At 48.1% G+C, this 19,812-nt stretch carries 16 protein-coding genes and 1 pseudogene; 3 read left to right on the top strand and 14 right to left on the bottom strand.

Annotated features, from left to right (window positions below):
* Nucleotides 1-6: 6 nt before the first annotated feature.
* Genes MKX36_RS10570 through MKX36_RS10550 form a run of 5 tightly spaced genes read right to left on the bottom strand, consistent with a single transcriptional unit; the run spans nt 7 to nt 9,586 of the window.
* Nucleotides 7-648, bottom strand: coding sequence for a hypothetical protein (locus MKX36_RS10570; protein WP_017428406.1), 642 nt, complete (start codon nt 646-648; stop codon nt 7-9).
* A gap of 18 nt (nt 649-666) precedes the next feature.
* Nucleotides 667-1,956 (bottom strand): vWA domain-containing protein, encoded by a 1,290-nt coding sequence (locus MKX36_RS10565; protein ID WP_123797141.1) that lies wholly within the window; start codon nt 1,954-1,956, stop codon nt 667-669.
* A gap of 44 nt (nt 1,957-2,000) precedes the next feature.
* Nucleotides 2,001-4,367 carry a transcription initiation factor TFIID gene (locus MKX36_RS10560; RefSeq protein WP_340864625.1) on the bottom strand — a complete coding sequence of 789 codons (2,367 nt, stop codon included), beginning with the start codon at nt 4,365-4,367 and terminating at the stop codon, nt 2,001-2,003.
* Between the two features lie 2 nt (nt 4,368-4,369).
* Complete coding sequence (locus MKX36_RS10555; protein WP_017428403.1) at nt 4,370-7,759, bottom strand: tubulin-like doman-containing protein; 3,390 nt, start codon at nt 7,757-7,759, stop codon at nt 4,370-4,372.
* Nucleotides 7,760-7,783: 24 nt separating this feature from the next.
* Nucleotides 7,784-9,586 (bottom strand): vWA domain-containing protein, encoded by a 1,803-nt coding sequence (locus MKX36_RS10550; RefSeq protein ID WP_340864624.1) that lies wholly within the window; start codon nt 9,584-9,586, stop codon nt 7,784-7,786.
* 301 nt (nt 9,587-9,887) lie between these two features.
* Between MKX36_RS10550 and MKX36_RS10545 the strand changes: the two genes are divergently transcribed.
* Nucleotides 9,888-10,040: a hypothetical protein gene (locus MKX36_RS10545; RefSeq protein ID WP_017428401.1), complete on the top strand. Its 153-nt coding sequence runs from the start codon at nt 9,888-9,890 to the stop codon at nt 10,038-10,040.
* Nucleotides 10,033-10,950: a hypothetical protein gene (locus MKX36_RS10540; protein ID WP_340864623.1), complete on the top strand. Its 918-nt coding sequence runs from the start codon at nt 10,033-10,035 to the stop codon at nt 10,948-10,950. The genes MKX36_RS10545 and MKX36_RS10540 overlap by 8 nt, the downstream gene beginning before the upstream one ends.
* 501 nt (nt 10,951-11,451) lie before the next feature.
* Here the strand turns inward: MKX36_RS10540 and MKX36_RS10535 are convergent.
* The 9 genes from MKX36_RS10535 to MKX36_RS10495 all read right to left on the bottom strand — a co-directional run bounded on the left by MKX36_RS10535 (nt 11,452) and on the right by MKX36_RS10495 (nt 18,441).
* Nucleotides 11,452-11,817, bottom strand: a complete 366-nt coding sequence (locus MKX36_RS10535; protein WP_340864622.1) for a DedA family protein — start codon at nt 11,815-11,817, stop codon at nt 11,452-11,454.
* 191 nt (nt 11,818-12,008) lie between these two features.
* Nucleotides 12,009-13,232 carry an MFS transporter gene (locus MKX36_RS10530; protein ID WP_340864621.1) on the bottom strand — a complete coding sequence of 408 codons (1,224 nt, stop codon included), beginning with the start codon at nt 13,230-13,232 and terminating at the stop codon, nt 12,009-12,011.
* Nucleotides 13,232-14,365, bottom strand: coding sequence for an MGDG synthase family glycosyltransferase (locus MKX36_RS10525; RefSeq protein WP_340864620.1), 1,134 nt, complete (start codon nt 14,363-14,365; stop codon nt 13,232-13,234). The genes MKX36_RS10530 and MKX36_RS10525 overlap by 1 nt, the downstream gene beginning before the upstream one ends.
* Before the next feature lie 22 nt (nt 14,366-14,387).
* Nucleotides 14,388-15,089 (bottom strand): polysaccharide deacetylase family protein, encoded by a 702-nt coding sequence (locus tag MKX36_RS10520; RefSeq protein WP_290409204.1) that lies wholly within the window; start codon nt 15,087-15,089, stop codon nt 14,388-14,390.
* Between the two features lie 30 nt (nt 15,090-15,119).
* On the bottom strand, nt 15,120-16,286 hold the full coding sequence (locus MKX36_RS10515) for an MGDG synthase family glycosyltransferase (RefSeq protein WP_031463414.1): 1,167 nt from the start codon (nt 16,284-16,286) through the stop codon (nt 15,120-15,122).
* A 24-nt stretch (nt 16,287-16,310) separates the two neighbouring features.
* Nucleotides 16,311-16,832 carry a phosphatase PAP2 family protein gene (locus MKX36_RS10510; RefSeq protein ID WP_016821141.1) on the bottom strand — a complete coding sequence of 174 codons (522 nt, stop codon included), beginning with the start codon at nt 16,830-16,832 and terminating at the stop codon, nt 16,311-16,313.
* Nucleotides 16,810-17,436 carry a YqaA family protein gene (locus MKX36_RS10505; RefSeq protein WP_045244222.1) on the bottom strand — a complete coding sequence of 209 codons (627 nt, stop codon included), beginning with the start codon at nt 17,434-17,436 and terminating at the stop codon, nt 16,810-16,812. Before MKX36_RS10505 ends, MKX36_RS10510 begins: the two co-directional genes overlap by 23 nt.
* A gap of 153 nt (nt 17,437-17,589) precedes the next feature.
* Nucleotides 17,590-18,219: a YkoP family protein gene (locus MKX36_RS10500; protein WP_017428391.1), complete on the bottom strand. Its 630-nt coding sequence runs from the start codon at nt 18,217-18,219 to the stop codon at nt 17,590-17,592.
* Nucleotides 18,220-18,240: 21 nt separating this feature from the next.
* Nucleotides 18,241-18,441, bottom strand: a complete 201-nt coding sequence (locus MKX36_RS10495; protein WP_031463412.1) for a hypothetical protein — start codon at nt 18,439-18,441, stop codon at nt 18,241-18,243.
* A gap of 300 nt (nt 18,442-18,741) precedes the next feature.
* Here MKX36_RS10495 and MKX36_RS10490 point away from each other — a divergent pair.
* Nucleotides 18,742-19,774: pseudogene (locus tag MKX36_RS10490) on the top strand (response regulator transcription factor).
* Nucleotides 19,775-19,812 lie beyond the last annotated feature (38 nt).

The following is a 19,812-nucleotide window of genomic DNA, read 5'->3' as shown; positions in this document are numbered from 1 at the left end:
CTCCTTTCATTCAGGGACTAATTCATATATCGTGCCATACTTCTGACCGTCCGTAAAAAACAGCCGCACATACTCATCTCCCCCCACTTCAATAGCGGGTAAAACATTCCGTCCTGCGGCAAAGGGTGCCGTGAACGCATACAAGGTTCCATCGTCCCGGTCTGCCGGATAGCCACCGCGCTTCTTCACGTAGCAAAGCGCCTCCTGCGGAACAGGAACTTCGGCTGTCACCTGAATCTGGACTGTTTTGCGGCTGCGAAACCAGCTTTTTTTATGGTGAACCGCATATTTGATTTTAGCCCTGCCTGTGCTCAACTCCAGTTGGTTGGCTCCGTCTTGCTGGCGGATTACAAAGGTTTCACCAGCCTCCCGAACAGCTGGATACACGGTATACCGCACACGTCCAATGCCTTCAATTCGGTCACGATAGCTGCCAGCGGCCTTATATTCCTCGCGTGTAAAAAGCTTCAGTTCAGAAGTCGGTGCTTCATTCTGTCCATTCGCACCTGTATCAGCTGATTGTTTGGCAATATAGACCACGGCTGCGCCTTCAGGCCACTGCCAGCGTAACACAACCCGGTTGTCGTCAATTTTGTGGCTCAGCTCCGAAATCACAGGATCATCGGGCTGTGCATCCCTATACTGCATAAGTTCCCGCCTCCCGTTCTAAAACCCACTGTTACGTCGATTGCGCGTCGGGCCTTCTGGTGTCCCTCTCCGGTGGCCTGACGGCCCCCCCTGGCTCCCACCACCAGAAGATCGGCGAGTATTTTCCGCAATCGGCAGAACGAGCGAAAAGACAGCAATAAGGGCCGCCAGTACGAGCGCTGCCAGCAAACGAATCATCAAGTCACCTATAGGCGAGCCAGATAACCCTCTTTCCAAAATCAAGCCAGCGAGCAAGCCGGCTGGAACTCCACCAATTGCGAAATTCCGCGCGAGAAAACGGTTATCAAACATCAATCCAAGAGCCAACCCTAATAGAACCCCAATGATAACCAGAGCCGTTACGCGATAAATGGCAAAATACAGACTGTGGGCATACTCACCTGTCCGCTCCGTTACCAGCGTGCGATCACCAATTTTGTTATATATTTTACCGAACGCCTGAGTAAGTCCTTGGGCATTAGCTACATTAGAATAAGTTCCGCCCGTTAAGCTGGCAATATTTTGCAACAAAGCTATACCTTCCGATTCTGCCAGTTTCAGGCCGACCGTATTAATCGGAATCTGGCGGGCAATGTAAGGAGCCAATGCGGTCTGAGTATCCAGTTCGCTAAAGCCATCAGAGAGCATAATAACGAGTGAACCTTTTTCCGCATTGCCTTGGGTTTCAATCTCCTTGATCGTCTCGTCCAAAGCAAGCCCAATGTCTGTACCGGCTGACATTATAGTCTGCATACTATCGATTTTGGAATAAACCGCTTGCTTCTCTGCGTCTGTGCCAACGGGAGTAAATGGCTGCACCAACTGCGCAGTGGATTCAAATGAAACAATGGCTACGCGCTTATCACCATCCATTTGCCCAATTAGACTCTTGGCAGCCGTTAGGCGCTCATTATCGGGATCTGTTTGCTGCATACTCCCGGAATTATCAATCACAAGCACGAGGTCCTGTACACTCTTGCGCCCTTCAGGGTTAACCTGATACCCCAGTTCTAATAGCAGACCTGCCACGAACAACATGACGAGTGTAGCAGGTACTAGTAATTTCCAGGACAATCCGGAGTATCGTTGTCGCCATGAATGTCCATTTAACTGTGGCGAAATCAGTTCGCCGATAAGGCAGCCTAGACCAATGCACAGCGCCATGATGCCAAAATATAGCCCGATCACAATGATATGCGGCCAGTGGCCTATTAATTTGTGAAGAATAAGCTCTCCCAAGATGAAGCCTACTACAGCGCCCAGCAAGCCAAACACCAATAGGAGAACGTTAAATTTACGTTGCTTCATAAGATTCGTTGCTTCCTTCCATCATTAAAGTAGGATAATTATGGCTACCGCAATTCCGGCAACCGGTCCACGTCGATTCCATGAAACACGAAACCATTCGCAGTATATGTCTCATAATACGTTTTGCCGTTGCGGTAAACCATCAGATCCTCCAGATGGAAGCCGCCCATCAAATGCAGTTTTTCCACCCCGCTGCTGCGACGCTCATGCACAAAACCCAGCTTGTAAATTCGCGAAGTAATGTCCACTTCCATCGCATAAGGAAGAAACTCGCCTTCGTAATCACCAAAGAAGTACTTTTCTTCATACCGATGCTCATGGGTATAGTCGAGCAAACGTACATTAATTCCGCCATGCTCTTCTAACGTTTGATACAGTTTTTTAAACAGTTCATCCTTTGGAACGACCAGCCGATTTTCATATGCAGCAGCTACATTGGCACGACGTAATAATTCTTCTTCGAATGTCTGATTAAATGGCTGTGAGCTGAGAATCAAGGTACGGCAGGTCTGTGTAAGTCTATCCACCAGCGCGGATAAACCTCCATCCAGCAACCCAGATACAGGTCCCATATGCCGGGTGTCAAAGAATATAGATTTTCCCCGCTTGCTTTCCAGCTCACCCATGACATCCTCCGTCACACGCTCATAATACTCGAACAGGTTTTGGCCTGTGTAACTGTCAGCCTGTCGAATACTGTCCGTTGCAGTTTGATGTAATTCACGCTCCAGGTTGGCAAGCTGTACTGTAATATGCTTGGCCTGTGCATGCCATTTTTCCAATGCCAGCTCATAGCGGCGGAGTAGCTCCAAATCCACTTGAATCCGCAGCATGTGCAGTTTATGCCCGTAGACTGTCTCGGTTAGATAACGGATCAAGCTGCGCACATTATGTTTATCCATAAGTGGCAGTCGTTGAAAGGGCTGATCCTCCACTCGTCCGCTATACAGCGCATCCAGTTCGGCTGCACTAATCTGCAAATCATTGGACGTATCACGAATCAGTCCCCGAATAGCCGTAAGCACATTTCCTGTTTGATTTTCATCTGTCCAATCTGTCAACTCGAAAAAGCCGATATGAGGATGTTCTTTAGCAGCTGTACTCACAGCCATCTGCAAACGCAAATCCGCCTGAAAATCTCCCAAGCGTTTATGTACGATCCGTTCGCAGTTGTCACGGAAAAAGGCTTCACAGCCCTGACCAAACAAGGCTTCCTCTGCTTCACGTAATGTCATTCGTTTCAACGAGCCGTAACTGGCTCCGCTGGTCATTAGTGCGCTCATGTCCATGATCGCCTCATTGTCAGGAACTAGATCATTTCGCGTGCGGCCACGCTCGGCAGCATCTAAACCAAAATAATTTAGCTTATCACGTATGTCCCACTCTTGCTCGGTTCTCATACGCTCTAACAACTTCACATAAAAGTGATACAGCACTGTAAGCGCAATCGACTGATTAGGGCGGTTAACCCGGGAAAATCCGGCCGACACATAACCCTGCCGCCCGGATTCCGTCATGATGTTGTTCTTAAACGATGTATTATTGTAGCCCCCATCCTGTGACCGATAGGAATCTCCTGCCTGATAACGGTTTTTTAGAAGCTGAATGTGACAAATAATATCACAGCTCTCGCGCAGACTATTCGCCACCGTTACGCCGCGCTCATTTTTGTCGGACAGCACATAGACAAGATCAAACAACGGAGATGGAGCATGGGATACCGGGATGGTCAATTTGTCCTCGGTCATATGCAGCGGTGCTGTAAACGTATATGCTGGGCTCTGGATATAATCCAACTCCCGCATAAAAGCAACGGATGTTGCACTCCTGTAGCCGAATTGGGCAGCCTGATCGCTTTCGCTCACCAACACATACAAATCCATTTGTACCGATTTAAAAGATTGCGCAAAAATATACTCTGCCAACAGCGTAATTTCAGGAATTAATACGTTCATGGGATCATCCGCTGTTGTCAAGATCGACAAATGTACACGCTCGAACGAGGAATACAACCGTCCGTAATCAGCCAGATGTCCACTAGCACGGCGCAACGCGGTGTTAAGTTCAATTAACTTCGATTCATGGGTATAAAAAGCCTGGTGCAAGTCACGGCGTAGCGTTTGGTGGCTACTTTCTTCCGGTACTGCTATCGTATGAACGATGGCATCCACCGAGCGGTCTACAGCCGCATGTTCTTCCTGTGAGCGAATCTGAATATAGGTTACCCCTGTGCTGTTATCCCACTTGGTCCGGTTGATATCTGCAATTGTGTTCATCACTGGGCTCATGCGATCGCCGATAAAAAGAAACACGGACGGGAAATGGATGCTGCTGCGTCCATCCCCGCTTCCGATTAATTGGTCCTCTGCGGCTGCATAGTCAGCCGCATAACGTAACAGCTGCTCTCTCATACTTACTTCAACTTTCTGCGGATGTCGTTTAATTTTCCAGCCATTTGAGCATAGAATGCATAAAGTTCCGCTCCATTAGCCAGCTCTACCTTTTCATATTCCAATTGATTGCGAGCCTCTGTGTAAGTTGCAGCCAATTCATCCAACTTCGCCAGCAGTGGTGTAATATCCTCAGATGAAGTCAATACAGCATCACGGCGATCCGCCTTGCGCATTAGAGCTGCAAATTTCTTCTCTTCCAAACCACGGAAGTTTGTGAAGACTTCAAACTCCACATAATTGCGGCTTTTCATGACGTTGGCAAACGGCTCCCACGCTTCTTCCTCTTCATCACGATCATAGACGTACAAAGCGCCTTTTTTCGTAATTGTGTCCGTGTAGAGTGCCTGAATGAACTGATCCAACCATTTTTCTTCATCCTGATATTTGCCCAGCAAAGCTTCCAGTTCAGCGGCTTTTGCTTCGATTTGTATATATTTCGCCAGCTCATCACGAACCACCTGCGTTAGCTCTGGTGAACGGATCAGGTTTTCCTTCGCCATCTCTTCATTGATGCTGCCAAAAATATCCTTGCTTCCGGCCTGATCAAGCCCTTCAGCTAGTAGACGCTTCAGCTCAGACCATGCTCTTTTCACCTCACCCAAATTCGGCTTGGATTCCTGCAATCGCATATCGTAGGCTGCCAGTAGCGCATTCAGATCTAGCGCTTTTGAGCGAATTACAGTAAAGCGGCTGCTTGTATTTTGATCAACATCCTTCTCACGAATCACGCCGAGTGACTTGGCACGGTCGAAGTCATTGCGAATGCGGGCGTTGTGGGCTTGCACACGGGAGTTGACGTAAGTTTCTCCCCATGACTTTTCAGGAATCGGCGACGGCAAATTCGTCCAGTTGTTCTGACCTGTCTGCACCAGATGTCGGCCAATACCTTCGCGGTCAAGAATGGTTTTCTCATAGCTCTCTTCATACACTTTGAGCGGCGTATATACAAACAGAGGAACACCATTACGCGTATTGAGCCAGAAAATCCGGTTACGGACTTCACTTTCTTTAATAGTAAAGTGCGATTTGCCAATTGCATTATTTTGATAATTGCGAACGCCCTTCAGGATATTAGGCGACTGTACAGGTACCGAAACGAATCCCCATGACGGGAAGTACAAATTGCCAGAACTATTGCTCAAATGGAAAACAGGTACAGCCTCCTCATCCAGCTTGCTTGCAATGTAACGCTCCACAAATTTTTCAATTGCTTCGTCCTGTCCGTATTTCATGACCAGGAAATCTTCCATGGAACGGGTAATGAGATCACCGAATTTGTCAGTCAAGAAATTAGAAATCGAGCTGATGATATCCATATCCTGATCTTTCACCCATTGATCTGAATTTTCCAGCAATTCTTGGGCAAAATCACGGATCAAATCGTCACCATTGCGATTATCCAGCAGCTTGGTCACAACTTCTGAGATATCCGGTACACTTACCAAATTCCAATAGTACGTTTTGTTTCCTTTGTGATCGGATTGTTCCTCGCCGTTAATCAGCAGATCGCCATTCTTCTCGAAAATGGCACTCAGTGCATTCAAAATTTCAGTAAATACATTATAAATGCGATTATTTTCTTTATTTAGTAGGTCATACAGATCTTCATAAAATTCAATGAGCTGCTCTGTACGTTCCACATCAGCCCGCAGCCAATATTCATTAATTTTTGCTTCAATATATGCATTTTTCTTCTTATCCTTGGATACAAACGCACTCTTGGCATCACCCAGCTTCTCATTCGCTTGCTCACGCGCCCATTCAATGTCCGTTGGAATACGGTGCAGCGATTCACGCAGCGTTTCTACATAGGAAAGCAGCATTTTCAGCAAGCTAAATCCTTTTTCAGTATAAATCATGCGAGATACATAAAACGGTCCTTGCTCGGGATGCAGGAACATTCGGCGGATTTGGTCTGTAAACTGTCCTGTAATTTCACCGGGAAGTTGTTTCTTCGCTTTGATATACTCTTCGCGGGCACGCGTCAGGAACGTTTGCTCCAGCTCAGTGTCCATATTGACTACTTGCATTTTAACAACATTGTTATAACTTAACCGTTCACTGTTCTCAAAACCCGGAAGCGGCTCAGGTACACGAGATTCAAAGTTTTTGATCATGCTATCCAGATCGACACCCAGCTTGCGGGCAAACTTCTCTACATCCTCCTGATTCGGCGCTTGCTCAAACATTTTGGACATTTTACCAAACATCCGGTAAGCCAGATATGTCGTCATTTCCTCCATGGGCAGCACTGCCGAAGAAGCTCCGATAATATTGTAATCGTAGTTTGCTGGATACGCCTTATTCATTTGCGCGATGTTGGTACGAATGTTGCTGATATAGTCATGAATGGCGAATTCTTCGCCCGACTGTTTTTCCTCACTCGCCATAAAGTTGGTGATGTTCTCAGCGGTGACATTCATGCAGTAATCATAAGCATTTTCCAGCAGCTTGCCTTCCGTATTCGTAGCCGAAATAAGGTGACACAGATTAAATGGCGGCAGCGGCGAGTTTACAGTCAAAATGTTACCGTACTGTTGCTTAAAGCGTTCGCCACGACTATCCACATTCATCCAGTAGTCCAGTTCTTTCAATGCAGCATAGCCGTTCTTTTTAATATATTCACGCGTATGCTCGCTCAGGCTTTTATTCGCCAGATTAATATCCGGCGTGAACAGATAACCCAGTGTGTTAACACGGTCTACACCAGCGGAACCATAATCGCGCTCAATGATGCCTCGGACGATATATGAGATATCGAGGAAAGTACCGCTCCCTGTACCGCCTGACAATCCAGACAGCAGGAATACCATAAGCTTCTTGTTGGTGCCTTCAGACAGGGTTTTGATTTTTTTGTCAATGCTTTGTACGACCTGATTGATTTTGGTGAACAATAACAACCGTCCAGCCTGACGCACCCCTGCCGCCCCGTTCATACCGTCGGTAATGCTCAGCTCAGGAGACAGCCAGTCAGTGATATATGGCTCTAGAATACTGCGGTTTTGCAGCAATCCACCGATTTCCGCATTGGATAGCAGTACAAACTCATTGATGGGGTCCAAACCAATCCCTTTGTATTTTTTGTTACGGTCTTGTTCATTCGTTTCAAAAGCGAGAAATTCTACATTATCCGGCTTCTCGCTCTTTTTCTTGGAAATCGGGTCTGCAGGCAGCTTGAATCTGCGGTTTATTTGATATTTCAAGCGGAGAAGGGCGTCAATCCCCGTTCCCCCAAGTCCGATAATTAAAATAGGATTATCAATGGTATCTACTCTGATCTTATCGCTTACGATCCCTCCGCCGAGTGATACGTCTAATTGTTGGATATGCTCTCTAACTACTGGTTTCATAGATATGACCTCCTAAGGGTTCGTTTAGCTGTTTACTGAAATAAACTCCAGTAAAATGGTTTTGTCCACACTAGCCAGCGGGATCGTCAGACGATCACCGTTTTTCAGTTCAAGACCGTTGCCTGTGTCTACAGCACGCCCGGATTTTTCAATCGTAATCTCCGGAGTGCTACGCACCACAATCCGATCCTGATTCGCTGGCGTGAACACGACCTTATCGGTTCCGGCAAATTCCGGCGCCAGTTGCAGCAACTGGTGTAAATTGAATTTGCCCCGGAAGGTGTTCAGCTTCTTATACTGCGGGTATGTCTTTTCGCCGGTATTTTCATCCCGGATTTCCAGTACGATCTGGCCGACAAAGCCACGATTAGCTTTTTTGACAGCCTTCCAGATGAAATATGCCGCTACCAGCAGAACGAGCAGTCCCACCCCTAAAAGAATGAGTGGCAGCAGCTTAGACTTCTCAGCAGGTGTAGTAGGCTGGGTTGTGCCAGTATTCGTACCACTCGCCGCCCCAGCTTTGGCGCTGATGGTTACAGGCTGCGTTTCACGGTAAAAGCTCTTCTCCTCTGCTCTGACGGTTAGTTCATAGTCATGCTCATCTGGAATCGTATAAGAGCCGGTAAAAGCATCCCCTGCGTTAGTTAGGGGCACTTCATTCGTTGTACCCGTATCAAGGTCTTTGACCTTCAGGACAGCATTCATATTCGCATACAATTCCTGATCCTGATACTGCTGGTTATTGCTCGTCAGATAGGAACGAATCTCTACCGTGTCACCTTTTTTGTATGATTTGGCAGGCGGCGCGTCCAGCTTCAACTCCAAATCATAGTTAAATACCAGATTAATATCAATCTTATCCTGCTGCACTCCCTTGACTTGAAGCTTCCAGTCGCCAGCCACAGGCTTGAGCAATTTAATCAGCGAGTAGCTTTTGGACTTGGACAGCAGTACATCACTCGAAGGAATCGGCTTCGTATTGCCCGACGGGTCTATTAATCTCGCGTCCACTGGTTTCGAGGACATAATTGAAATATTGGCTTCCAGCACGCTATCGTTTGGTACGGTTACCGTAACGTCCTGATAGTCGCCGTTGGCCGTAATGGACTGCAAAGGCACCACTTTCAATTTCAGATTGCTGGCGAAAATTTCACTCAAAATGTTCGGCAGATCGTCCGCCGAGCTTGTAATAAAGGACTTGCCGCCCGTTTGCTGCGCGATGTCGGCGAGTTTATTCTTATTTAGCTTTCCATCTGCATTCAAACCGATGGTATAGATCGGCACACCGCTTTTTTTAGCCTCGGCTACAGCCTGCGCCATATCCTGAGTGGATTGGCTTTCAGTTCGACCTGTCGTCTTATTAAAATCGTTGTTACCATCAGCTAACATAACGATCATAGGCGCATGTCCGGCTGTTTTGCCATCCTGCAAAATACGGATCGCTTCCTTGACACCTACGGAGGTGTCAGTATACGCTCCCCGGTTCAGCCCGTCAATAAATGTCTTCAGTTCCTGCTTATCCGCTTCGGATGAAATATTAAGCAAGGCTTTCTCGCGTTGTACGACATCCGTATACGCTACAATCCCAACCTTGTCATTTTGCGTTGACAACATATCAATAAACATTTTCATGGCTTCATTGCCAATCTTCCCAGGATCACTGGTGTTCATCGAATTACTTACATCGACTACCAACACCGCATCCACTTTAGAAGCTGAGGGTGAAGCGGCATTCGCCGTCTGTGGCTGCCAGGCCGAAATCGAAGTCATGATCATTGTACATATGATTCCGATGACCAAAAACCATTTTCTGTCTCTACTAAACATCGCTTATACCCCTTTGCCGATTAATTCTCATTCTAAATTACAGTTGTACTCCACTACTATTAAATTATAATGAGTTTTACATGAACGCTAGCTGAAAATCCTGCCCGAGCGGCCTGAATGCGACCAAAAAGCCTATTATATCGCGAGATTTTACCAATATCCTGCAGTAATGATATAATTATACCCCAACAAGGGCAATCGGGCACCAGTCTTCTCCTTTATACGACAAAAATAACCCTAGCGAAACCCACTCATGTAAAACAGTAAAAATAAAAATCTAAGCAGAAAGAGGAAGTACACTATGATCTCATACGGATGTTTGGCGATTATGTTTCTTTTTGTCGCCATTAAATCACTAATTTACTATATACATAAAAAACGCGCCCCGTCGATTGCACAAATCGACACCGAGCTTCTTGCGCTGCTGAATCGGAGAAGTGAGCACAATGAATAGTTCCAAGCAGGCTGTGCAATTTCGCCCCTTTACCCGCACAGAGCATGCCTTCCAAAAGCTGAGAGTCTGCAAGCGTTGCGGACAATTCACCGCCCTTTGGGAAGAGAAATGTACAGCATGTGGTCGGGATACGCTGGTTCCTGTAGAGCAATATGCTAAACTCAGAGCCAAACGTTATTTTCATAAAGACCTTGCTGTCGGCATTGCGTTGCTGGCTGCTTCTATCTTTTTCGCTCACTCGTCACAGCAAATGGTACTGTGCGGTATCGTCGGTGCGTTTCTCCTCCTGCCCTTGGTCCTTCTACAGCACCGCATTGTTCTTTATGAACAGCGTAGGCAGCTTATACGCCTATTCAGAGGCCGTATAGGACAGATCCAGGAAGGATTGGGCGTGAATCATAAGAACGCAGTTGCCCTGCGGCAGCTTAGTGAGCGTGTCTGCTATGAAATGCTACGCGAGATTGCCGTACTCATTCACAATGATCGGATAAGGCTCCAGCAGGTCGCTTTGCTGCAATCTTTTGTTCTCCGCAAAGATATGGAATTAACGCTCGATCCTCTTCTGATCAAAAGCTTTGAACCCCTTATGGTCAGATACATTGGAGAGGTTGCCAGACTCAATCGTGAGCTGATTAAGGATCGGACATTCCGATATGTGGTTTTTTATGAGCGTCGTATTTTGGAAATGGCCGGGGGCGAAGATATTCTCGTTCGCGTAGCCAGCGCAGCAGTCCGTAAAAAACGCTACGTAGTCACCCATGCCGCTTTCATCTCCAGATATGTTCGGAAGCTACCAAAGGAACGAATCCAACGTTTATATCATATCATTCAGGAGAATCCGTTAGAACCCTTTGGAGATTTGGCCGATGAAGTGAAGATCATGTACCTGATGGAGCAGTATAAAAGCTGACTGCCATAATGCCCTTTTATATATGACGTATCCCAATCAATGAATCACTGCAATGAATCAGCAAAAAAAAACGTCAGGATCGCCAAGGGGAACGGGACTGACCCCATAACATGAGACAAATCAAAACACCTTCAAGAGACTCAAGCCATGTGTCGTAAGATATGGAGATAACCTTGGAGGTGTTTTTACGTTGGCAACGAGAGTGAGTTGCCCCTTAGAAATAAAGATAAAGGCTATTGAAATGAGATTGGCAGGAGTTTCGGTAAGAGAGGTTATGGAGCAGTTGGGAATACGGAATAAGACACAGAAAAAAACATGTATGAGGCGGTATCGAACAGGCGAAGTGCATCGTCTGGAGCAGCAAAATGGACCTAGTAAAAAAGTACAAGGAACTGGAAAGGAGGTGGAACCAGAAGTTCCCGTTGCTTGGATTGAGTCCATTCGAGACGAAGTGACGGTGTCTGAGGCTTGTACATGGCTCGGGATCGCAAGAGCGACCTACTACCGCTGGAAAGTAGCCGTGGAGACAGAGCGCACAGAAGCTGTGACGGAGAAAATCAGTAAGCTTTGCATCCGTTCCTCCCCGCGCTTCGAACTTGAACCAGCAACCCACACCCCCGCGAGAAAAGCCACTCCGATAAAAAAGAACTTCAAATATTGCTCAATGATGCTGAACATATTTGGCCACTGCTCCCCGATAAAATAGCCGATAAACTGCCGGACTCCAGGAATGAAGAAGCTAACCAGCAGCAATGGGCCCCCGTATTTGTCATAGTAGCGGTGCGTCTTCTCGACCAACTCCTGCTTGAGGAAGAGCCAGTGGCCGTAACGCTCGATCACATGCATACCTGCCTTGTAGCCAATCACATACGTGATGCTGACCCTATAATCGATCCCGTCAGGGCCATCACAATAGCCGACAGCCCATGAAGCACATCTTTAGAGGCTAAGAAACCGGTATGGGTCAAGGTGCTGTTGCCCGGCGGAACGGGAGCGCCATGAAGTCCAGCGGCAAGCCGATGAGCAAGACCAGGTATCCATATTCGTGAAATAATTGTTCAACTACCCCGATCAGGTCCATGAGCCTTCTCCCTCTTGTGCTGCAAAGTCCCGCCAGCCGAGACAAGCTTGTTTTGCGGCAAAATCAAATAAAAAAGTGCAAGAACCGCCAGTAAAGCAGCGCTGAGGCTAATGGCAGCAGCATTCGTATACTGGCTGGCTATCCATCCCCCGATGACCGGGCCAATCATAATACCGAGCCCTTCAATCCCGGAGAGTACTCCCCACCCGGTCCCCTTCTGATCCTCCGGAACAAGGTATGACAGCACCGCATTCCAGGCCGGAAGCACGGCTGAGTAAGACAATCCCAGCATAAAGGCAAACAGCATCGTTAATGCAGGCGGCGGCATGGATACGATTAACAGAGCCAATACGACCGTAAGCGATACGAAACCGGCGAACAGCATTTGCTTGTGCCCCCATTGATCGGCCAGCTTCCCCATCGGGACAAGAAACAGCATCGCGCCGGCCCCGCCTAATATGAGCATTAGCGAATATTGTGGCTGGCTCAGACCGAGATGGTCAGCGGCAAAACCGGGCAGTATCGGCAGCAGCAGTCCCGCGGCGGTCATCTGCAGAACCATGCCTGGCAGCAGCCATTTCAGCTGAACGAGTCTTCTTCGCAGTCCTGCCGCTTGTTCGGCAAAGCTGACGTTTTGGAGATGCAAGGAGGTTGTTCTGTTAATCCCGAACGATGCGATGCAGCCGACGGCGAGCAGCGCAACCATCAGCCGGAAGGCAGGTTCGAAGCCATAATCGAAGGTGAGATTGATTGTGACCGGCCCCAGACCGATGCAGGCCAGCCACACAGTGTATATCGCCCCAATCTGGGCCGCCCGCTCTGTCAGCCGGATTTTCTCCAGACAAATCAGCCATATAGGCGACGCCCCCATCCCAAGCATCACGGAACCGACAACGAGCCCCCAGGCATACGGGCTAAAGAACACGACGGCTAGTCCGGACAGCATCAGGACGAAAGTGGTGGGCAGCAGCCAGCGCAGCGAAAACCTGTCCAGCAAATATCCAGCCACACATTTAATCAGCGTATCGGCTGTATAATGAAGTGAGCCGGCAAGACCGACCAAAGCAACGGTTTGCCCCGACTCGTTGACAGCAAAGTTCGGCAGAAACGAGAACAAGAAAGCGCTTCGGACAAACTCTGTGCAAAAAAGCACCGTGAACAGCGTCAGAGTAGAAAGCTTGAACGCGCTCCTCCCGCTCATCATATTCCACCCCTTCTTAAGGGACTTGCCTCAGGAAACAAATGCCGGACAATATGGTCCGCAGACGTTTTCTGCCTTACTGCGAGCAGCCCGTTCATCATCGACTGCTTGATCGGCTCAGAGGAGATCATCGCTTGTATCTGCAACACCAGATCATGAATCGTAAAGGCCACGACTGCCGCTCCTTTGCGCTGCAAGTACAGGGCATTTTCCTTCTCCTGCCCCAGAAACGGATTTAGGATGAAAATCGGAACCCCGGCCTGAATCGTCTCGGATAGTGTAACGCCTCCCGCTTTCGTGATGACGCAGCAGGCGCTGCTCATTAGAACATGCAATTGATCGGTGAAGCCGAATACATCCACTCTTGCATCATCCTCCCAGCTCTCCGCAAGCCTCCGTCTCCATCCTTCCTGCCGGCCGCAAATCACTTGAATGCGGACGCCTGACAAGAGCAGCAGCTTCCCGATGAGCTTCGATAGCGAATGCAATGTGCCGCAGACGTTAGCCATAAGCAGAATCACATGCTCATCTGTTTCTTTAGCGGAGCCGGAACCGATCATTGCTGCATCATAAAATGACTCCCTGACCGGAATCCCGGTCACGGTAATACGACTCTCGGGGACGCCCTGCCTGACCATAGCCTCTTTCACGTCACTGGTAGGGACAAAATAATGATCCGGCCTGGCGAACAGCCATCTTCGGTGAACGTCAAAGTCCGTTATGACAACCGCAGTCCGGGGACGAATCGCAGATAATGCCTCGCTGCTTGGCAAGCTGCCGAACGGGAATGTATAAATGATGATTTCCGGCTGGTACTGGAGGATGATTTTCTTGAGCCTGTCGCCGCCAAGACTGTTCATCCAGGCTGCGATCTTTCCCTTCATGGGAAGCTGGTTGGTCAGATGGTAGGTCCATCCGTAATAGGGAATGCCCAGGCTGGCTGCATACAGGCTTTGCCGGTACAGATAGCGGATTATTTTGTTCAGTACAGGATAAGCTTCCCGGAACAAGTCAACAACCGCCACCTGGCTATAACCATTGCGAATCAAGCTTTGCTGCAACACCTTGGACACCTGATGATGACCTTCTCCGTAATCGGCCGTTAAAATTAAAATTTGTGGTTCCTTTCCCACTAGTGTCACCTCATTTCACTTATCAAGCCATTTCATCTAGACGAACGAATTGCAAGTTGCGTCCCTTTAATTGATGCAGTACTTCCTCCAGAGCCCGAAGCATAAAATATGGCGCGTGACGGTCCGCTCCCGGCGAATCTCCGCTGTCATGCAGCAAAATAACAGATCCGTCCGTAATTCCGTTCAGCAGCGTTGCCTTCAGCTTTTTGCGGCAGCTTCTGCTACGCCAGTCCCCCGCCTTCAAGGACCAGAGTACGATGCGGTACGATTTGGGATGAAAGAAGTCGAAAGCGTTCATGAGCCCCCACGGCGGGCGATAGTGATCCGGCCTTTTTCCAATTATAGATTCAATAATATCTGCGGTCCGTTTCATATGATCACGCCGCACCGTCCAGGGAAGCATCAGCCAATTGGAGATGTGATTGTAATTGTGGATTCCAATCTGATGACCTTCACGGTCCATTCTTCTGATCAGATCCGGGTGCAGTTCCGCCTGCGAGCCAAGCACGAAGAATGTGGCCTTCACTTGATAATCCTGCAATAAATCCAATAATTCCGGTGTATACCTCGGATGCGGCCCATCGTCGAACGTGAACGCTACCTGGTTCTTGGTGGTTCCCTTACGAAAAGCTCCAAATCTGATGATTCGTGGCAGAAAACTTGGAATTAACATATACAGACTGATGAAGCCTATGAGCCCAATCAACAAATATTTAACAAGCAACGTCTTTATCCCCCTTAGTGAAAGTTAAGCTTAAGCATACTGCTGCAAGGAGCAAACCCATTTTTCTTCCTGTGTATCGTTCTGCATGCTCAGAATTTGCATGACCGCATGTCTGGCGGAATCCTGCTGTCTGCACAGCCCTGCTTTCTCCCTCATTTCTTCCAATAGGGAAGGCTGTTGAACCAGCCGCTGAAGCTGATCCTGCAAATTGTCAATCTGACATAGATAAGCTACTCCCGTTTGAATCAAATAATCGGCATTATCCTTTTCCTGCCCCAGCCGTGGCTCCAGCAGCAGCATGGGAAGCTGAAGCGCCAGCGCTTCGGAGGTCGTCAGTCCGCCCGGCTTGGTAATCAATACGTCTGCGGACGCCATCCATTCATGGATTCCCTCCAGGAAGCCTGTCAGCATGACGTTATCCCTGTCTCCCAACGCTTCATGCAGGCGGTACAGCAGCTTCACATTGCGTCCGCATACAATGACAAATTGCACGTTAGGGGGAAAAGAGTCAGATTGCATTTGCTCGATGAAGGATTTATCGATAATCCCGCAGCCGCCGCCCATCACCAGCACGACAAAGGCGTCAAGATCCAAGGCCAGCTTCTCGCGCAGCCGGTCTTTATTGTCATGCTGACTGTAGGATGGGCGAACAGGGATGCCCGTTACAGCGATTTTGTGGTCAGCAACGCCTTTTCTCTGCAGAGCTGCACGCACGCCTTCAGAACCAACCAGATACAGATCCGTAGACGGATGTATCCAATAGCTGTGATCGGAATGGTCGGTAATGACCGTTGCCGCAGGCAGATCCGTCATTCCTTTTTCCTTAAGCAAGGAAATGGCGGCTGATGCCAGCGGGAACGTGCTGACAATCAACGTCGGCTGTTCCTCATTCAGAAGTTTGAGCAGCCGCTGCAGGCTGGTCGTGAGAAAATGCTTCAGGAAGAAAGTAAGTGTACTGTCCGTCCGGGTCTTCTGATACATATATCCGTATGAGGAAGGAAAATGCTTCACCCATTGCAGGAAGCAATACCGTTCAACCACATGCATGCGGGGATGGATCCATTGCATGAAGTCGACCACCTCTACTCCCTGTTTGTACAGCACCGATGCCTCCAAAATCGCCTTGGCCGCCTGCATATGTCCATCCCCGAGCGCGCCGGACAGAATCAGTAGCTTTTCCCGTTTCATGCTATTCATCAACAATCGCCTCCCTCGTGAAATTTAACTATGCATGAACAAAACAACCAGCACCGCCGTTAGGAATCCGACCATCCCACCAGCCACACAATCGATCGGATAGTGATAGCCCCAATAAACCCGGGATATGGCCACCAACAAGGCCAGACCAATCAAGACAAGCATAATTGCCGGCGATGAGGCCAACATAAAAGGTGTAACCAAGGCGAAAATAGCGGTTGTATGGCCGGACGGGAAGGAATAATCCTTCAACGGGAATTTGCCTACCTTTACCTGCTCCAGCTTGCGGAAAGGCCGGTCTCTGCGCACCTTTTTCTTGATCAGGACAGCAACGATATGGCTAACGGCCAGTGCGATCAAGCTTTGTAGCCCGATTCTGCTGAACTCCCCCTCGGCGAACCATGCCAAGGACACTGCGCAAATGATGGTAAATAAAGCTCCGCCCAAATGGGTAATCCATCCGAACAATCGGTCCAGGGTCCGACTGCTCAGCCGATGGTTGCACCAGAAGAACATCGTTTGATCAATTCGCCTTATCCACTGCATCCTGCTTTTCACCTCCGTTCCCTGTTTTTTCGATTGACTGATGTTCATTCCTTATCTTCCTCCACTCAGACAGCTTCCGTATCAAGAACCATATTGCAGCAATCGCTACACCAACGCCCACCAGCGTAATCGTGAGAACTTGGTTCACCATATTCTCTGCCGCGCGGCCATATATATAGAAGAGAAAACCGACTACATAAAACTTCACCGCTCGGCCAATGGCCGCATAGCTGAGCAACTTCCATAACGGATAATTCATGCATCCGGATAAAATCGTAAATATTTTAAACGGGATCGGAGTGAACGATCCGATCAGGATTGCGGCTTCGCCGCGGCGGGCAAATAAGTCGCTTGCCGAATCCAGCCATTTTTTCTTCATTACACCGCCCATAACATGCTTTCCCGACACCTTGCCGATCCCATAACCGATCGGTGTCCCAAGCAGACTTCCTGCAAAGCCAACCGTAGCGAGCCATAAAGCCGACTCCGGTTGCACCGCGCTTAAAGAAAGCTGCAGGAAGAACGCCGGGATGGGGAAAATAATCGCATCAAGCATAGCGTGAATGAAAAGTCCCGTCGCTCCGAAGTTCTGTAAAAATTCCATAATTTTATCCATGAATGCCTATCCCGCCTTTGTTACAGAGCATGATGAAAAATAGGTTGCCTCCGGGCGGTATGGGTTTCCACTCGCTGTGTTCCAACTCCATACCGCCCTCCAAGAACTTACTCACCACGCTCTTAGTTTCTTTTGTTTTAATTAATTGGAGCATGGTTTGGGTAGACATAACTCCTTTGAAACGGACTGCCTCTTCACCGTCATAAATCGCTTCCTCAACGAGCTGCGGGAGTGAATCAGCATCATCGGTATCAATTTTTCGGTCTTGCGGCCAATCCGCTTCTTGCCTTCAGGGTGCATGACGGATAACAATAATCGTAGATAAGCCGTTGTAATGCGTTGGAGCAGATCGGACTTCATCGGTTGTTGTTCGAAACCAAGACCATGTATCAAACCACGATGAAGCAGCGTAATGCCGACTAACGCCTTCACCTCTCTGAACTCCGGCTGACTTGCGAATGCCTCGCTGATCTGCTGCATGGATTTCCGTGTAAGCCGGGCCGCCACGAGCGCCGCGCGGTCTGAGTCTTCGGATTTGATCAGCGTCAGAATCGTTTCATTATTGAGATGGAGTTCCCCGACCAGATCGCCTTTATCGATGATGGTGGAGTCCGCACAGACGATGCTCTCCCCTCGGTGTTTCTTAATCATGACTTTGCAAATTCCAAAGTGCGATGTATGCGAGCCGCGAAAGCGTGAAATCCACTCGAACCCTCTTTCCCACACCATCCAGGCCGCCTGCATTGAAGATTTGCGTAAACGAAGCAACATTGATCCAACCATCCCTCATTCTTATTTTAATCGACAAATTTTATTGAAATTGTCAAACTGAAATGGTATTTCTATGTGAATCTTGTCGATATTGGCAGCTTTATCGATAGCTTGATAAGTTGCCGTCTGACCCTCTGCGTGGACAGTTCCATCAGCCAGTGTACCCGCCAATATAGCTATCAAAGTAAGTGCCACTCCTTTTCGAATGGTGAATGATTTCATAACGCAATCGCTCCAATATTTTAGAATGTTGTTCTGCTTTACCCCTTCACCTTATCTCCAATATTGTTAAATCGAACAGTGATAAAACCGCCAAGCTTTTGATGACATCGTACTTGGACCTGTCACATATACCGCATGACAAACTGTAAACTGTCTTATATGACGTGCTTGCTAGGCTACGTTTTAACCGCTGTTAGCCCACCCTCTTTCGCTTGGCGGATTGGGAAGTTATATTGCATGATAGGTCTGAATCATTCGAAAATTGATTTGCAAAAAAATATAAAAAGGTGTGCGTAATTCGTGTTCTCGATAATGAAAAAAAGGTTCTGGTATGATTGGATACTTGTAGCCATACGCACGCTTTGGCTAGTCATTATCGCGAGCGCTGGTTTTGTCGATCCGTCATTGACCGTTGTGTCGCTTTGGGCTGTACTTTCTTTTGCTTTCGTCGTTTATCTCGTTCCATTAATCATCCTCTATAGGAAAGAAGACTGGTATCTCACAATCGAAGTCACAGTAATGGGCTTTTTTATCTTTATTTAGCCTACGCAGCCCCGGGATTGCTTTGGTCTTTTGTTTTACTCACGATAGCTATCGGCTTGACGAGCAGTCGAAGAACCTATGTGTGGACAGGTATCCTTAGCGGAATCGTATTCCGGTATTGAACGGTTGGATTGCTAATCGTCTCCCGTATGAGTTTATCGCTAGCTGATCTATACCGACAGCTTGAAGCAAATTTTGGATCAACATGCTGATTTTAACGTCGTTGGTACAGCCGGGACGGGCGCGAAGCATTAGAACATTGTGATCCCTCCCAACCAGATATCGTGCTAATGGATATTCGTATGCAGGGAATGGACGGGATTGAAGCTTTACTAGAGATGAAACAACGATGGCCTAATATGAAGGTTTATTCATGACAACATTTAAGGATTCCTTGCAGGCAGCAACTACATTGGAACGCGGGGAAGAAGGCTACATGCTGAAGTCGATTCATTCGCGGGATATGAAGGAAGCCTTGAAACTTATTTAAAATGGAGGAACCTGGATCGACCAATCAGTCGCTACGCGAGTTTTCGAAGAGAGGAAGTGTCAATGTGAGCAGTTGGAGAAAATCGGTTCAAGTCAGGGAAACTACCTGTACGGGCTTACAAAACGCGAGATGGAGATTCTGGAGCATCTGTCGAGCGGACTACGCTACAAATCGATCGCCATCAAGATATTTTTATCGGAGGGAACGATCCCCAATTACTGCTCGATTCTCTACTCGAAACTCGGCGTCAACAACCGCGAAGAAGCAATAGAAATGGTGCGAATGAAGAATATCGTGTAGCTGATGAATTTCCCGATGCTACTCACGATATAGAAGTC

Origin of the sequence: Paenibacillus sp. FSL W8-0439 (assembly GCF_038008995.1) — a bacterium.
GTDB classification, from domain to species: Bacteria; Bacillota; Bacilli; order Paenibacillales; family Paenibacillaceae; genus Paenibacillus; species Paenibacillus polymyxa.
Note: the sequence above shows the minus strand (reverse complement) of the source record. Positions and strands in the feature narration are given on the sequence as shown.

Bases quoted from the DNA above. Each gene is read 5' to 3' on its own strand.
- MKX36_RS10495 (WP_031463412.1), bottom strand. From the start codon at position 18,441: ATGAAATCATTCACCATTCGAAAAGGAGTGGCACTTACTTTGATAGCT.
- MKX36_RS10565 (WP_123797141.1), bottom strand. From the start codon at position 1,956: ATGAAGCAACGTAAATTTAACGTTCTCCTATTGGTGTTTGGCTTGCTG.
- MKX36_RS10540 (WP_340864623.1), top strand. From the start codon at position 10,033: ATGAATAGTTCCAAGCAGGCTGTGCAATTTCGCCCCTTTACCCGCACA.
- MKX36_RS10570 (WP_017428406.1), bottom strand. From the start codon at position 648: ATGCAGTATAGGGATGCACAGCCCGATGATCCTGTGATTTCGGAGCTG.
- MKX36_RS10560 (WP_340864625.1), bottom strand. From the start codon at position 4,367: ATGAGAGAGCAGCTGTTACGTTATGCGGCTGACTATGCAGCCGCAGAG.
- MKX36_RS10550 (WP_340864624.1), bottom strand. From the start codon at position 9,586: ATGTTTAGTAGAGACAGAAAATGGTTTTTGGTCATCGGAATCATATGT.
- MKX36_RS10505 (WP_045244222.1), bottom strand. From the start codon at position 17,436: ATGGAATTTTTACAGAACTTCGGAGCGACGGGACTTTTCATTCACGCT.
- MKX36_RS10530 (WP_340864621.1), bottom strand. From the start codon at position 13,232: ATGAGCGGGAGGAGCGCGTTCAAGCTTTCTACTCTGACGCTGTTCACG.
- MKX36_RS10555 (WP_017428403.1), bottom strand. From the start codon at position 7,759: ATGAAACCAGTAGTTAGAGAGCATATCCAACAATTAGACGTATCACTC.
- MKX36_RS10510 (WP_016821141.1), bottom strand. From the start codon at position 16,832: ATGCAGTGGATAAGGCGAATTGATCAAACGATGTTCTTCTGGTGCAAC.
- MKX36_RS10515 (WP_031463414.1), bottom strand. From the start codon at position 16,286: ATGAATAGCATGAAACGGGAAAAGCTACTGATTCTGTCCGGCGCGCTC.
- MKX36_RS10500 (WP_017428391.1), bottom strand. From the start codon at position 18,219: ATGTTGCTTCGTTTACGCAAATCTTCAATGCAGGCGGCCTGGATGGTG.
- MKX36_RS10545 (WP_017428401.1), top strand. From the start codon at position 9,888: ATGATCTCATACGGATGTTTGGCGATTATGTTTCTTTTTGTCGCCATT.